Annotated in this window: 16 protein-coding genes; 10 read left to right on the top strand and 6 right to left on the bottom strand. The window is 69.8% G+C overall.

Features of this window, described 5'->3' with window-relative positions:
• Position 1 precedes the first annotated feature (1 nt).
• The 3 genes from HQ308_RS22910 (at position 2) to HQ308_RS07585 (ending at position 3,003) form a co-directional block, all read left to right on the top strand.
• Positions 2–1,333, top strand: a complete 1,332-nt coding sequence (locus HQ308_RS22910) for a wax ester/triacylglycerol synthase domain-containing protein (RefSeq protein WP_222646062.1) — start codon at positions 2–4, stop codon at positions 1,331–1,333.
• Positions 1,334–1,351: 18 nt separating this feature from the next.
• Positions 1,352–2,125, top strand: coding sequence for a site-2 protease family protein (locus HQ308_RS07590; protein WP_222646061.1), 774 nt, complete (start codon positions 1,352–1,354; stop codon positions 2,123–2,125).
• Positions 2,126–2,265: 140 nt separating this feature from the next.
• Positions 2,266–3,003, top strand: a complete 738-nt coding sequence (locus HQ308_RS07585) for a DUF1906 domain-containing protein (RefSeq protein ID WP_222646060.1) — start codon at positions 2,266–2,268, stop codon at positions 3,001–3,003.
• A gap of 157 nt (positions 3,004–3,160) precedes the next feature.
• Here HQ308_RS07585 and HQ308_RS07580 read toward each other — a convergent pair whose 3' ends face one another.
• On the bottom strand, positions 3,161–3,928 hold the full coding sequence (locus tag HQ308_RS07580; RefSeq protein ID WP_222638176.1) for a hypothetical protein: 768 nt from the start codon (positions 3,926–3,928) through the stop codon (positions 3,161–3,163).
• Between the two features lie 350 nt (positions 3,929–4,278).
• Between HQ308_RS07580 and HQ308_RS07575 the strand changes: the two genes are divergently transcribed.
• Positions 4,279–5,508 carry a mannosyltransferase gene (locus HQ308_RS07575; protein WP_222646059.1) on the top strand — a complete coding sequence of 410 codons (1,230 nt, stop codon included), beginning with the start codon at positions 4,279–4,281 and terminating at the stop codon, positions 5,506–5,508.
• On the opposite strand, the gene HQ308_RS07570 is transcribed toward HQ308_RS07575, so the two are convergent.
• On the bottom strand, positions 5,456–5,740 hold the full coding sequence (locus tag HQ308_RS07570) for a 4a-hydroxytetrahydrobiopterin dehydratase (protein WP_027503888.1): 285 nt from the start codon (positions 5,738–5,740) through the stop codon (positions 5,456–5,458). The genes HQ308_RS07575 and HQ308_RS07570 overlap by 53 nt on opposite strands.
• Before the next feature lie 9 nt (positions 5,741–5,749).
• On the opposite strand from HQ308_RS07570, the gene HQ308_RS07565 reads away from it, so the two are divergent.
• Complete coding sequence (locus HQ308_RS07565) at positions 5,750–6,142, top strand: (deoxy)nucleoside triphosphate pyrophosphohydrolase (RefSeq protein WP_269320087.1); 393 nt, start codon at positions 5,750–5,752, stop codon at positions 6,140–6,142.
• On the opposite strand, the gene HQ308_RS07560 is transcribed toward HQ308_RS07565, so the two are convergent.
• Positions 6,143–6,313 (bottom strand): hypothetical protein, encoded by a 171-nt coding sequence (locus tag HQ308_RS07560; protein WP_204866762.1) that lies wholly within the window; start codon positions 6,311–6,313, stop codon positions 6,143–6,145. It lies immediately after the preceding gene.
• A 178-nt stretch (positions 6,314–6,491) separates the two neighbouring features.
• Between HQ308_RS07560 and typA the strand changes: the two genes are divergently transcribed.
• From typA to HQ308_RS07535, 5 genes are all read left to right on the top strand, one after another.
• Positions 6,492–8,423 (top strand): translational GTPase TypA, encoded by a 1,932-nt coding sequence (gene typA, locus HQ308_RS07555; protein ID WP_037183854.1) that lies wholly within the window; start codon positions 6,492–6,494, stop codon positions 8,421–8,423.
• Positions 8,424–8,425: 2 nt separating this feature from the next.
• Positions 8,426–10,180: an ABC transporter family substrate-binding protein gene (locus tag HQ308_RS07550; protein WP_222638172.1), complete on the top strand. Its 1,755-nt coding sequence runs from the start codon at positions 8,426–8,428 to the stop codon at positions 10,178–10,180.
• Positions 10,177–11,058, top strand: a complete 882-nt coding sequence (mshB, locus tag HQ308_RS07545) for an N-acetyl-1-D-myo-inositol-2-amino-2-deoxy-alpha-D-glucopyranoside deacetylase (protein ID WP_308115712.1) — start codon at positions 10,177–10,179, stop codon at positions 11,056–11,058. Before HQ308_RS07550 ends, mshB begins: the two co-directional genes overlap by 4 nt.
• A 129-nt stretch (positions 11,059–11,187) precedes the next feature.
• Entirely contained in the window at positions 11,188–11,340 is a 153-nt protein-coding gene (locus tag HQ308_RS07540; protein ID WP_162246780.1) for a glycoside hydrolase family 6 protein, read from the top strand.
• A gap of 28 nt (positions 11,341–11,368) precedes the next feature.
• Positions 11,369–11,770: a hypothetical protein gene (locus HQ308_RS07535; RefSeq protein ID WP_027503883.1), complete on the top strand. Its 402-nt coding sequence runs from the start codon at positions 11,369–11,371 to the stop codon at positions 11,768–11,770.
• Here the strand turns inward: HQ308_RS07535 and HQ308_RS07530 are convergent.
• From HQ308_RS07530 to HQ308_RS07520, 3 genes are read right to left on the bottom strand one after another with little or no spacing between them, the layout of a single operon-like run.
• Positions 11,743–12,501 (bottom strand): uracil-DNA glycosylase, encoded by a 759-nt coding sequence (locus HQ308_RS07530; RefSeq protein ID WP_222646058.1) that lies wholly within the window; start codon positions 12,499–12,501, stop codon positions 11,743–11,745. The genes HQ308_RS07535 and HQ308_RS07530 overlap by 28 nt on opposite strands.
• Complete coding sequence (locus HQ308_RS07525; RefSeq protein ID WP_222646205.1) at positions 12,498–13,952, bottom strand: PH domain-containing protein; 1,455 nt, start codon at positions 13,950–13,952, stop codon at positions 12,498–12,500. Before HQ308_RS07525 ends, HQ308_RS07530 begins: the two co-directional genes overlap by 4 nt.
• 56 nt (positions 13,953–14,008) lie before the next feature.
• Positions 14,009–14,527 carry a PH domain-containing protein gene (locus HQ308_RS07520; RefSeq protein ID WP_027503881.1) on the bottom strand — a complete coding sequence of 173 codons (519 nt, stop codon included), beginning with the start codon at positions 14,525–14,527 and terminating at the stop codon, positions 14,009–14,011.
• Between the last annotated feature and the right edge of the window lie 31 nt (positions 14,528–14,558).

The following is a 14,558-nucleotide window of genomic DNA, read 5'->3' as shown; positions in this document are numbered from 1 at the left end:
CGTGACCGGTCGGCTCACGGCCACCGACGCCCGCATGTACTGGCTGTCGCGGCGCCTGCCGAGCGACCAGTTCCTGCTCTACGCGTTCGACGGTGTGCTCGACGACCCGGACGCCGTCGCCACGGCACTCGTGCGTCGGGCGCGTGCGGTGGGCGGGCTGTCGGTCCGTCTGCGCGAGACGCGGTGGACGGCCGACTACCCCTACTGGGTGCCCACGGAGGTGACCCGCGACCGGGTCCGCGTCCACGCCGGCGGGACGTGGCAGGACTGCCTCGACCGGGTGGCGGAGACCTTCGGGGATCAGGTCGAGCCGCGCCGCGAGCCGTGGCGCGTGCATCTGTACCCGTGCGTCCACGGGGTGCCCGGCACGACGGGGTCGGCGACGGTGCTCGTCCTGCAGATCGCGCACGCTCTCGGGGACGGCGGGCGGGTGTCGGCGCTGGCTCGCGCGTTGCTGTCGGACGAGCTGTCAGCGGCGGTGCGCACGGTGGTGCCGGCGCCCCTCGCGGTCGCGCGTGGTGCCGTCGAGCTTCCCGCGCGGGTGATCGGCATGATGCGTCGGGCACGTGAGGCGGTGGTGGCCGATCGTCGGCGCACGGCCGACACGGCAGCCGGCGTCATCCCCGGCCCGCCGCTTCCCCGAGCGCCGACGCTGCTGTCCCGCCCGGCAGGCGGGACCACCCGCATCCGGTGCGTGGTGTGCCCGGCGTCGGACCTCCGCACCGACACCGTCAGTGTCACCGTGGCCGCGCTCGTCGTGGTGTCGGACGCGATGAGTCGGCATCTCGCGTCCCTGGGCGAGCCGGTTCCGGACGACCTCGGGGCCGAGGTCATGATCGCCATACCGGGGGATAGTCGAACCACCGCTGCTGCCAACGCTTTTCACAACGCGGGGGTGGATCTGCACCCGTCCGTGCAGGATCTCCGCGCTCGGGCACGGGCGATCGACGACTCCCTGCGAGATCGGCGAAGACGGCTGGAACACCCCGCGTTCGGGGTCGGCGATCGTGCGACGGAGACCGTTCCCGCGGTGATCGTCCGGCGCGACGTCGACCGCGCCGACCTGTCGGTGGCGCCGACGACGGTGGCGGGTCACACGGTGGTCTCCAGTGTGAACCGAGGCGTCGCCGACCTCACGCTGAGCGGTCGGCCCGTCGTGCTGAGCGCCGGGTTCCCGGCCCTCTCGCCGACGGTCGGCGTCACGCACGGAGTGCACGGCATCGGCGACGTGGTGACCCTCTCGATCGTGACGAGCGACGACGTCATGGACGCCGACGCGTACACCGACTGCCTGCGGAAGGCCGTCTATCGAGTGCGGGAAGCGCTCAGGTGACCCGCCTACGCTGCTGACATGGCACTGTCCACGTCGGTACGACCCAGCCCCGTCTTCCTCGCGGTCGTCGCCGTCGCCGTGATCGGCGGTGTTCTGGCCTGGAACTCGACCAGGCCGGGCGACGTCCTGTCGTACGCCGGTGTCTTCGTCCTCGTCATCGGTGGATGGGTGGTGTCCCTGTGTCTCCACGAGTTCGCCCACGCGGTGACGGCCTGGCGCTTCGGTGATCACGACACCGCCGCGCGCGGCTATCTCACGCTGAACCCCCTGAAGTACACGGTGCCCGGACTGTCGATCGTGCTGCCGCTGATCTTCGTCGCGCTGGGCGGGATCGGTCTGCCGGGCGGCGCCGTGTGGCTGAACACCAGCGGTATGACCAGGCGGCAGCGGACGACGGTGTCCCTGGCCGGCCCGTTCGCCAATCTCGTTCTCGCGGTGATCCTTCTGACGATCGTCGCGGTGTGGGCACCGGGCAGCGAGCACGCGGCATTCTGGTTCGGCACGAGTTTCCTGGCGTTCCTTCAGGTGGTCGCGGTGGTCCTCAACCTGATCCCGATGCCCGGCCTGGACGGGTTCGGCGCGATCGAGCCGCATCTGTCGACCGGGGCGCGGCGGTCGTTCGCGCAGATCGGGCCCTACGGGGTTCTCATCGTGGTGGCCCTGTTGTTCGTGCCGCAGGTCAACCGCGTCTTCTTCGACGCGGTGTACTCCCTGTACGAGCTGTCCGGCGTCCCCGCGGGGTGGGCCCAGAGCGGCGGCGTGCTCACGCGGTTCTGGACGCAGTGGTACTGATCGCTGGGGACGAGGGGACTCACGGGACTAGCGGGGTCCCTGAGGTCTGTGGTGCAATAGCGCCGGAAATCGTGAGAAGTTACCAGCCCGGGCCGTCATGTCGAGGAAGGCGCGCCGGGCGAATCGAGAGGTAGACCCCAGTGCACGTGTCGCGTCGTCAATTGTTCCGCTATGCCGCCGCCGGTTCCGTCGCGGTCGGGGTCACCGGTGTCGCCGCTCGTGGCGTCGCCTCTGCCGCGCCCTCAGCACCCGCAGCGTTGGGCACGATCGTCGACTACGCCGGGGGAGTGCCGTCTGCCTCCGCCATCGCCGCCGCCGGCCATCTGGGCGCCATCCGCTACGTCTCGGACCGTCGACCCGGTGCCGCCTGGATGACGGGCAAGCCGATGACCGCCGCCGAGGTGGACGAGCTCACCGCGGCCGGTCTCCAGGTGGTGTCGTGCTACCAGTTCGGCAAGGGGGCGACGGCCGACTGGCGTGGCGGATTCGCCGCCGGCGTGAAGCACGCGACGCGCGGCCTCGAATTGCACACGGAGGCAGGCGGACCGGCGGACCGGCCCATCTACGCGTCGATCGACGACAACCCGACCGCGGTCGAGTTCGCCGCGATGATCGCGCCGTACCTGCTCGGCTGGCAGTCGGTGGTCGGGGCCGAGAACACGGGCGTGTACGCCAACTCGCCGACCATCGACCTCGCGGCGGCAGCGGGACTCGGTGCCTGGTACTGGCAGCACAACTGGGGGACGCCGAAGGGCTACGTGAACCCGGCTGCCCACCTGCATCAGATCGAGATCGACAAGCGAGCGATCGACGGAGTGGGTGTGGACGTCAACACCGTGCTGCGCGAGGACTACGGGCAGTGGAGCCTGTCCGCGTAACGCGGCGGCGACTTCTCACGACACACCTGTCACAGCAGTCACACCTACGGAGGGCACCACCATGGAGTTCATCGACTACCTGTACGCGATCGCCGGAGCGATCTACACCCAGATCTCGACCGCGTTCGGTTCCTGAACGCCGGTCTCGTCCCGATCGTCAGACGACGAAGGCACCGATGGTCGGCAGGAAGCTGCACGTGATGCCGGCCTCGGTGCTGATCGACCCGGAGACGGCGGCCAGGACGCGACCGGTCCCGGTGTCCGCGAGTGCCGAGAGCGTGGCCGGGCCGTCGGGGTTGATCCCCGCGGCACCCGTGAGCACGGTCGCTCCGGTGCGACCCGTGTCGACGTTGACCCAGTTCGCCGTCAGCGGCGCTGCCTGCACGTCGGCGAGCGGTGCGGTGCCGAGTGCCGTGAAGACGAAGCCGGCCTGACCGGCTGCGGGTCCGGGAGGCGGCAACTGTGCCGGGCCGGGTACCGCGAGCGCGCTCGCGACGGAGTCGGCCGTGGCCGAGATGCAGCCCTTGCCGACGGTGGGGTAGAAGAACTGCGAGATGACCGGGCCGTTCTGGGGGATCTCGGGGCCGCCACCACCGCTGCCGTCGAGGAACGTGATGATGCTGGTGAGGATGCGTTTCGCCTGGTCCGACAGCGGGGCCGTGGCCAGCAGCGCCTTCGCGCGCACCAACAGATCGCTCTGCGGCGACGCTGCGTCGCGCTCCGCGGCGTCGAGCAGGGTGGGGGCCAGGGCGGCCAGTGCCTCGTAGCCCGGCATCACCGGAACCTCGGCGGGCAGCGGCAGGACTGGGGCGGGTGCTGCGCCCGCCGCAGCGGGTGCGACGAAGGCGCAGGCGGCGGCGACGGCCACTCCGCTCAGAACACGTCGCGCTGCGACGCGCGTTCCCGTTGTCCCGATGTCCCGCATGATGTCCCCGTTTCTCCTCCGGCCGCCTCGAACCGTTCCGAGGCGACCCACGATGCACTATCTGCCCGTCACCGCCGTGCGAGGCAGTCGGGCGCGGGGTCACTCTATGTACACGGAGTGACGGTTGTACAGCAGCTCACCGGTCGATCGACCCGTGTCGCTCGCTCCGATTCGAACGGTAGTCCGTTAATAGAGTGTCTGGTGTTGCCAGAGTGAACAGTGATGCGATCGTTACTGCTGTGAGCCGTGTCGCGTGACAACGCGGCGGCCCCGTGGTGCAGAAGAGTCACGTCGCACGGTGCGGATAGGCTGCGCTCTGGCTTCGACCCCCGTCGATCGGAAGAACACTCGTGAGTGAAGTACGGCGATCGGCCGGGCGCACGTTGCTGGCAGCAGCACCGGCCCTGTTCGTGATCTCGCTGATCCTGCGTGTGGTGTGGACCGTCGCCACCCCCAACGGCAGCAACTGGGTCGATCTCCACGTGTACGTCGACGGTTCGGCCCGCCTGTTCAGCGGCGACCTCTACGACTTCACCTACTCGGAGGAGACTCCCGACTTCCCCCTGCCCTTCACGTACCCACCGTTCGCCGCGCTCGTGTTCTATCCGCTGCATTTCCTGCCGTTCCCGGTGGTGGGCGCTGCCTGGATGATCGCCACGATCGCCGCGCTGTACGCGGTGGTCCGGCTCGCACAGGGCATGGTCGGGTCGGGCCTCTGGTCCGGACACCGGGCGGCGTTGCTCTGGACGACGGTGGGCCTGTGGACCGAGTCGATGCGCACCACCCTGGACTACGGCCAGGTCAACGTGTTCCTGGTTCTGCTGGCGATGCTCGCGGCCCGCAGCGCCCGCTGGTGGCAGTCGGGTGCCCTGGTCGGCGTCGCGGCAGGCGTCAAACTCACCCCCGCCATCACCGGCCTCTACTTCCTGGCGCAGCGTCGGTGGGCGGCCGCCGCGTTCTCCGCCGTCGCCTTCGCGGCGACGGTCGCGATCAGCTTCCTGCTCGTGGGGTCCGCCGCGACGACGTACTTCACCACCCTGCTGGGCGACGCGGACCGGATCGGTCCCGTCGGCTCGGTGTGGAACCAGTCCCTGCGCGGAGCGCTGTCACGCGTGGCCGGGCAGGACGTCGGCCAGGGGCCGGTGTGGCTGGTCGCGGCGGCCGTGGTGCTGGCCGCGGCATTCCTGGCCTGGCGGACGCTGGCACGCGACGATCGCCTGGGGACGCTCGTCGTCGTCTCGTTCGTGGGCCTGATGATCTCGCCGATCTCCTGGTCCCACCACTGGGTCTGGGTGGTGCCCATGTCGATCTGGCTGATGCACGGTCCGTTGTCGGGCGCGCCGGGAGCGCGCGTGCTCGCGGGGTACTGGCTCGTGGTCACCCTGATCGGCGTGCCGTGGATCCTCAGCTTCGAACAACCGTCCATCTGGGACATCTCGCGCCCGTGGCCACTCGCTCTGGCGGGATCGGTCTACGCCGTCGGCACCCTGGCACTGTTCGTCTGGATCGCGGTGGTGGGCCGCCGCGTCACCTCGCCAGGCGGTCGATCGCGGCCGCGAGCAGGACGTCCTTCCCGGTGAGTCCACCCGCGGAGTGCGTCGACAGCCGGTAGGTCACCGACCGCCATCGGACGTCGATGTCCGGATGATGGTCCGCCGATTCTGCCTCCTCCGCGACGCGCCGGACGAGGTCGATCGCCTCGAGGAAGCTCGCCGACTCGACGGTGCGGACCAGGGTGTCCCCGTCTCGCTGCCAGTCGGTCAGGCGGGTGAGTGCGTCGTCGATCTCCGTGTCGTTCAGCAAGTCGGCCATACTGCGATGGTGCCAGTTCCCGAGCCCGCGCTGGTGGTCGCGGGCGCCCTCGTCGAGAACGGGCGCCTGCTGCTCGCGCGTCGCGCCTTCCCACCGGAACTGGCGGGACTCTGGGAACTGCCCGGCGGCAAGGTCGACCCCGGCGAGACCCCCGAGGACGCACTGGTCCGGGAACTGCGCGAGGAACTGGGTATCGAGGTGACCGTCGGCGAGCCCGTCGGTGTCGACGTCGCACTCTCGGCGTCGCTGACACTGCGCGCCTACGCGGTCACACGGTTCTCCGGGACGGCGACGGCGCTCGAGCACGAAGCCCTCCGCTGGGTCGACGCGGCGGATCTGCACGGAGTCGATCTGGTGCCGGCGGACGCCGCGTGGCTGCCGGATCTCGCGGCGCTGCTGTAGTCAGGCCGCGCGGGCTTTCTTCAGACCCTTCTTCAGGTCCTTGCCCGTGACACCTGCTTGTTCCAGTTTCTTCATCCGCATGATCACCACCGGACACGTCAGACAGCGAGTCTTGCTGCGGCAGCACTTCTTCTTGGCCTTGCCGCGAGCGACCTTCGATGCCGAGGACATCGGGTGAGGGTACCCTGAGGTGGAGCCCGTGCCGACCGTCCCGGCCTGCGTGACCGCCGTCACCCGAGCCGACCGAGTAAACTGATCCGGTCGCGCTTCTCGTCGGCGACGCAGCGCGCTCTCTGGGAGAGGAAGCCGCTCGCTCTTCACCCCGCATTCGACCCAGGAGATTTCACGCGTGACCAGCCCCACCGCCAGTCAGACCGTACCCACCACCTTCCGCAACGTCGCCATCGTCGCGCACGTCGACCACGGCAAGACCACGCTCGTCGACGCGATGCTGCGCCAGTCCGGTGCCTTCGAGGAACGCGCCGAGGCCATCGACCGCGTGATGGACTCGGGTGACCTGGAGAAGGAGAAGGGCATCACGATCCTGGCCAAGAACACGGCCGTGCACAAGCGCAACGCCGACGGCAGCACCACCGTCATCAACGTGATCGACACCCCCGGCCACGCCGACTTCGGTGGCGAGGTCGAGCGCGGCCTGTCCATGGTCGACGGTGTCGTGCTGCTCGTCGACGCCTCCGAGGGCCCGCTGCCGCAGACGCGCTTCGTGCTCCGCAAGGCGCTCGCCGCGTCGCTGCCCGTCATTCTCGTGGTCAACAAGACCGACCGTCCCGACGCGCGCATCGAGGAGGTCGTCTCCGAGAGCCACGACCTGCTCCTCGACCTGGCGTCGGACCTCGACGACGAGGCCTCCGAGGCTGCCGAGCTGGCCCTCGACCTCCCCGTTCTGTACGCCTCCGGCCGTGAGGGCAAGGCGTCGACGAAGCAGCCGGAGAACGGACACGCTCCCGACGCGGAGAACCTCGACGAGCTGTTCGAGATCCTGCTCAGCTACATCCCGGCACCGAAGGGCAACGTCGAGGCGCCGCTGCAGGCTCACGTCACCAACCTCGACGCCTCCGCCTTCCTGGGCCGTCTCGCCCTGGTCCGCATCCACAACGGTGAGCTCAACAAGGGTCAGACCGTGAGCTGGATGCGCGAGGTCGACGGCGAGCCCGTCGTTCAGAAGGCCAAGATCACCGAGTTGCTCACCACCATCGGTGTCGAGCGCGTTCCCGGTCAGAAGGGTGTCGCCGGTGACATCGTCGCCGTCGCCGGCTTCCCGGACATCATGATCGGTGACACGCTGGCCGACCTCGAGAACCCGGTCGCCCTGCCGCGCATCACCGTCGATCAGCCGGCCATCTCGGTGACCATCGGTACCAACACGAGCCCCCTGGTGGGACGCGTGAGCGGCCACAAGCTGACCGCCCGCATGGTCAAGTCGCGTCTGGACCAGGAGCTCATCGGCAACGTCTCGCTCAAGGTCCTCGACATCGGTCGCCCCGATGCGTGGGAGGTCCAGGGTCGTGGCGAGCTCGCGCTCGCCATTCTGGTCGAGCAGATGCGCCGCGAAGGCTTCGAGCTCACCGTCGGCAAGCCGCAGGTGGTCACCCGCCAGGTCGACGGCAAGCTGCACGAGCCCTTCGAGGAGCTCACCATCGACACTCCCGAGGAGTACCTCGGCGGCGTCACGCAGCTGCTCGCCGCCCGTAAGGGCAAGATGGTCCAGATGACGAACCACGGCGCAGGCTGGGTTCGTATGGAGTTCATCGTCCCCTCGCGCGGTCTCATCGGCTTCCGCACGGACTTCCTCACCGACACGCGTGGCACCGGCATCGCCAACGCCGTCTTCCACGGTTACGCACCGTGGGCCGGCGAGATCCGCGCGCGCCACACCGGCTCGCTCGTCTCGGACCGTCAGGGCAGCGTCACCCCGTTCGCCATGATCCAGCTGGCCGACCGCGGCACGTTCTTCGTCGAGCCCGGTGCGGACACCTACGAGGGCATGGTCGTGGGCATCAACCCCCGCCAGGAGGACCTCGACATCAACGTCACCCGCGAGAAGAAGCTGACCAACATGCGTCAGTCCTCCGCCGACGTGATGGAGACCCTCGCCAAGCCGAAGAAGCTCGACCTCGAGATGGCGATGGAGTTCTGTGCCGGCGACGAGTGCGTCGAGGTCACGCCGGAGGTCGTCCGCGTGCGCAAGGTGCACCTCGACTCGAACGAGCGTGCGCGTGAGCGTTCGCGCAGCAAGTCGCGTGACAAGGCTGCTCTGTAATCATGTCGGTGGCGCGGGTGGGTGCGGCGCTGGCCGCTGCCCTGCTCGCGCTGTCCGCGTGCACGGCCGATCCACCGCCGCCGATCCAGAGCACCGAGACGGCCACGACGACGCCTCCCGCAGCGCCGGCGGCCACGGGTAATCCGGTCGTGGTGGCCATCGACGACGTCGGTACGGGATTCAACCCGCACCTGTTGGCCGACCAGTCGCCCGCGAACACTGCGGTGTCCACACTGGTGTTCCCCAGCCCCTTCCGCCCCGCGTCGGTGGGGACAGGAGTCGAGTGGCTGCCCGACGCGTCGCTGGTGCTGTCGGCCGAGGTGACGTCACAGGCCCCGTTCACCATCACCTACCGGCTGCGCAACGAGTCGCAGTGGTCGGACGGTGCGCCCATCGCGGCCGAGGACTTCCGCTACCTGTGGCAACAGATGATCGACGCGCCCGGCGTGGTGGATCCCGCAGGCTACGAGGCGATCGACGACATCGCGTCCTCGGACGGCGGCAAGACCGTCACCGTCACGATGGCGACGCCGTACCCCGCGTGGCGCGAGCTCTTCGAGAATCTGCTGCCCTCCCATCTGCTCAAGGACTCGCTGGGCGGCTTCGAGCGCGGACTGCGCGACAACGTGTCCGTCTCCGGCGGACACTTCCGCATCGAGTCGATCGATCGTGGCCGCGACGAGATCCTGCTCGAGCGCAACGACCGCTACTGGGGGTCACCGTCCACGCCCGATCAGATCCTCCTCCGACGCGGGGGCAGCGACGCCCAGCTCGCCGACTCGATGCGCTCCGGTGACGCCCAGATCGCCGAGGTGCGTGGCGGTTCGGCGACACTGGCGCAACTGGGCGCCATCCCCAACGTCCGTACGGACACCCGGTTCCGTTCGCGGACCCTCGAACTGACGTTGAACGGCCGGGTGCCGGAACTCGCGGACGCCGACGTGCGCCGCGGCGTCATGGGTCTGCTGGACGTAGACCTGCTGTCCACCGTCGCGTCGGGCACCGGCACGGCCGCGAACACCGTTCGCGCGCAGGTTCTCTCGCCGTCCCAGCCCGGCTACGTCCCCACGGCTCCGCAGACTCTCCCGCGGGACGAGGCACTGCAGCTGCTCGCCGACGCGGGATTCGTGCCGGTGCCGCTGCCGCCGGCCCTGGCTCCCACCTCGGGCCAACCCACCGCGACGACGACGCCGGTGCCGGGTAGCACGCGCGCGCTGACCGTCGTGATCGGCGCTCCCGAGAACGACGCGGTCGCGGTCGCGGTGGCCAACACGGCCGCCGATCAACTCCGCGACGCGGGCGTCGACGCCAGCGTCGCTCCCACCGATCCGGAGGAGTTGTACGGCACCGCGCTGCTCGAGGGCACGGTCGACGCCGTCGTCGGGTGGAGCCACGTGGGTACCGATGTGGCCACCGCCTGGTCGTCGCGCTACGGATGTGCAGCAACCGATCTCGCGACGTCGACGACGACGGCACCCGATTCCGACGCCGACCCGGTGGCGGCGAGCAACCTGTCCGGAGTCTGCGATCCGTCGCTCGAGCCGGTGATGGACCAGAGCCTGAGAGGCGACGTGAACCCGACCGAGGCCGTCATCGCGGCGCAGCCGCAGCTGTGGAACCTGCACACCGTGCTCCCCATCGCGCAGGACAGTTCCGTCGTCGCCGTCGGTCCCGGCGTGAGCGGCGCGACGCTCGCGGGGCCCGTCGAACTCGGTGTCTTCGGCGACGCGGACGACTGGATGCGGGTGACGCCGTGACGGAGCGGCCCCGGATGCTGGTCGTCCATGCGCACCCCGACGACGAGACCATCACCACCGGCGGCACCATCGCCCGCGCCGTGCGGGCGGGCGTGGACGTGACGGTCCTGACCTGCTCGCTCGGCGAGGAGGGTGAGGTGATCGGGGAGACGTGGGCCGGACTGGTCGCGGATCGCGCGGATCAGTTGGGCGGGTATCGCATCCACGAGCTGACCGTGGCGCTCGAGGCGCTCGGATGCCGGCCGCCGCGGTTTCTCGGCGGTGCCGGGCACTGGCGCGACTCGGGCATGGCCGGAACCCCCGCGGCACGCCACCCGCGTGCCTTCGTCAACGCCGACCCGGACGAGGCCGTCGGCGCGATGGTCGAGGTCATCCGTGACGTTCGCCCGCAGGTCCTCGTGGCCTACGACCCCGAGGGCGGCTACGGCCACCCGGACCACATGCAGGTGCACCGGCTGGCTGGACTGGCCGTCGAGGCGGCGGAGGACCCTGCCCGGTTCGCCGAGACGGGGCCGGCCTGGTCGGTGGACAAGATGTACTGGACGGTCACCGGTCTGCATCAGTTGACCGCAGGCCTGAGCGACCTCGGCGACGTCCCCCAGCAGTGGCGCATGCCTGTCGAGGGCGAGCTGCCGAGCGTGCCCGACGACACGATCACCACGTCCGTCGACGTCCGCCCGGTGCTCGATCTCAAGCGACTCGCGTTGCGCGCGCACCGAACTCAGGTCACCGTCGCGGAGTCCGGTCGGGTCTACGCCCTGTCGAACGACATCGCGCAGCCGGTGCTCGAGGACGAGCAGTACATCCTCGTCCGTGGAGAACTCGGACCCGTCGACTCGTCGGGGCGCGAGACCGACCTGTTCGCGGGAATCGTGTGACGGCCCCCAGTGTCTGCGCACGGACGGTGTGCGGGTCCGAAGCGGGCACGGTGCCGGGTTATGCTGTGAGCGGCATCACCGGACGGGGTCGGACGTACCCGGTGAGTTCGACTCGAAGGAGCTCTTCCCATGAATTTCGATCTTCAGTACGCCATCGTGGCGTTCGTGGATTCCCTGCGACCCACAGCCGATCTGCAGCGCGAGATCTACCTGAACTCCGTGGGCGGTTTCGCGACGTTCGTGAGCAACTACCTCACGTCGATCGGGTTCCCTCCTCGCTGACGTTCACGGCGCCGACAGGATCGGCGCGATGACGGGCCACGCCGGGGAGGGCGTGGTGTCCGGCATCAAGGCGTCGATCGTCGGTGCACTGGTGCTCGACGGGTTCCTGTGCGCCGTGACCGCAGTGCTGTTCCTCCCGCTGTATCTCGGAAGCACTCCGTTCCCCGTCAGTGGTGTCCTCGCCGGCATCGTCAACGTGATCCTCGTGCGGGTCGCGTTCTCGGTGACGCACAACGTCTCCCGCGCCGCTCTCCCGGTCGCGGGATTCTTCGTGGGTCTCGTGCTGGCCATGCTGGGGGGACCGGGTGGAGACGTGCTCGTCGTGGCCGACTGGCGCACCCTGGTCCTCGTGGCAGGCGGGTTGCTTCCCGCTGTGGTGCAACTGTTCGCGTTGCGCATGGGTCAGTTCGCCGAACTCGGACGCGGCTGACTCCTGTCGATTCCGGCGGCATCGGCCGCCGCGGCGAGCACCTGCTCCACCATGGCCGGCGTGAGCCGTCCGGTGAAGGTGTTCTGCTGGCTGACGTGGAAGCACCCGAACAGATGCAGGTCCGACAACTCTTTCTCGGGTGACGTCAGCACGACGTGCGCACCGTGGCCGAACTTCGGGCGCGGTCGGGGGATCGTCCACCCCGCGCCGTCGAGGACCGGAAGCAGTGCCTGCCAGCCGAATCCGCCCAGGACCATCACTGCCCGAACGGTCGGCGCCAGGATGTGCAGTTCCGTCTCCAACCAGTGACGGCACCGGTCGCGCTCCTCCGGTGTCGGCTTGTTGGCCGGGGGAGCGCAGTGCACCGGCGACGTGATGCGCGTGCCGATCAACTCGAGGCCGTCGGCGATGTGGGTCGCCGTGGGCTGCGTGGCGAGGCCGACGGCGTGCATGGCCGCGTAGAGAACGTCGCCGCTGCGGTCGCCCGTGAACATCCGCCCGGTGCGATTCGCGCCGTGAGCCGCCGGCGCCAGGCCGACGATCAGCAGCCGAGCGTCCACGGGGCCGAAACCCGGAACCGGTCGGCCCCAGTAGGTCTCGTCACGGAACGCGGCACGCTTCTCGCGCGCCACCAGCTCACGCCACTCCACCAGGCGCGGACACGCGCGGCACTCCGACACCGCCACATCGAGTTCGGGGATGCTCCGGGGTGTACCGGAGGCGGGTGTCACGGGCGCTCCACCCACACGTCGCCGGCACCGGGCTGAGCGCTCTCGACGATCGACCACGCGTGGTCGGCGGGTACGTCGAGGACCGTGTAGCGGCCCGTGCCGGCCGCGGTGGCGGCGACGATGGTCGCGACACCGGCCCGTCGCTGGAAGAAGGTCTGCCGGACACCCCAGGCAACCACGCCGCCGGTGTCGAGGACCACGCGTCGCCGGTCGAGGCTGCCGTGCTCGGTGATCAGAACTCCCGGGTGGGCACGGTGGCCCAGGGCGGCGTACCGATCGAGCGCCAGGGCGACGGCGGCCACTACGAGGAGCGCGACGCCGATCCACGCGGCGATCGGGACGTCCCGGCCGGTCGACCGGACCACGAGGAGTGCGACAGCGACCAGCAGGACCGGCCCGACGGCGCGGGTGAGCCTGCGCCGCAAAGCCGCCGGTCCGTGCTTCTGCAGTGTCACCGTGGCCGGCGCGCTCTCCGGCAGACCCGCCAGCACGTCGTCCATCGTGTGGCGGGCGGCCGGCAGGGGAGCGGGTGGCAGGAGCAGCGACGACTCCTTCTCCGAAGCGGACACCCCGGTCATGACTGCGTCGAGGCGCGCTCCGCGCGCCCACCGCAGGACCAGCGGTCGACGCAACGTCGCGCCGCGGAGGCGGTCGCGGTCCAGCGTCGTGTGTCGCGTCGACAGCAGTCCGTGGCCGACGCGGAGCCTGGTGCCGTCGTCGGTCACGGAGAGGTTGCCGTAGACGACCAGGTAGCGCACCACGGAGACGATGCTCGACACGACGAGCAGCAGGGCCGCGGCGACGACCACCGCGACCACGATGCCGAGGCGCAGAACGGCCTGATAGGTGTCGTCGAGGGCCGGCGAAGAGGCGATGTCACCGGCGAACCCGGACTGGAACACGAGCCCGAATCCGGCACCGACGACGACGATGCCCGTGGCCGTGAAGGGGGCGAATCGAACCCAGCCGGTACGGAAGTGGGCGATCTCACGTTCGGGCGTCACGGCGGGTTTGGTCACTGCGACCGGATCCACTCCCACCGTCCGGCCGGTGCTCGCCAGCAACTCCTCACGCAGGGCGGGGACCAGGTCGGAGGCGAGGGCGTTCAGCTCGAACGAGTCGGCCTTGTCCGACTTCTGCTGACCGGTGCCCACGGTGAGGATCGACAGTCCCAGCAGTCGGTGCAGCGGCCCGGCTCGCACGTCCACACTGCGGATTCGACCACGCGGAATGGAGAGCACCTTCTTCTGGAAGAGCCCGCGGCGCAGCTGGACGTCGTCCGAGCCGATGCGGTACCCGGTGGTGAACCAGCGCAGGATCGCCGCGCCCACGAGGAGGACCACGACGATCAGGCCCCAGACGTGCGTGCCGCTCTGCGATCCGAGAACGAGGGACAGCAGGAGCACCGGCAGCAGGCGGACCAGCTCGGTGACCGGGTGGATCAGGAGCATGCGCTTGTCGAGTCGCAGCCACGGCAACTCGTCGACGCGCAGGCCGGCGTCCTGCGTCACGTGGCGTCGCCTCGTGAGCGTGCGGCCGCCGCGGTGATGGCGGCGACGGTGCGATCGGCGGTCGCGAGGTCGAGCCCCGCGATCTCCAGAGCTCCCGCGGAGGACGCGGTCGTCACCGTCACGGTGGCCAGTCCGAGTGCCCGGTCGAGCGGCCCGCGCTCGGTGTCGACGGTCTGCACTCGGGACAGGGGAGCGATGCGCCGTTCCTGAGTCACCCAGCCGGTGCGCGTGTGGACGGCGGTGTCGCTCAGTTCCCAGCGGTGCACCCGATAGCGCCACTGCGGCGCGATGGTCACGTGCGCTCCCGCGAGGACCACCACGGCGACGGCAGCGGCCACCACGGGCGTCCAGGACGGGCGCTCGACGTTCACCGCGAGCACCACGGCCCACACGATCACGGCGACGACCACCGGGAGCCACAGCAGGGCGGCTGCCACGGCCCACAGAATCTTCGCCCGCGGATCGGGGCGATGCGCGGGATCGGTGAGGACCACACCGGGACTGTTGTCGGACACGTCGCATCACCCCTGCTGTGGCACGCCTCCG

Source organism: Rhodococcus sp. BP-241 (genome assembly GCF_019836145.1).
Taxonomy (GTDB): Bacteria; Actinomycetota; Actinomycetes; order Mycobacteriales; family Mycobacteriaceae; genus Rhodococcoides.
The sequence above is the reverse complement of the archived record's forward strand: the minus strand, read 5'-3'. Positions and strand labels throughout refer to the sequence as shown.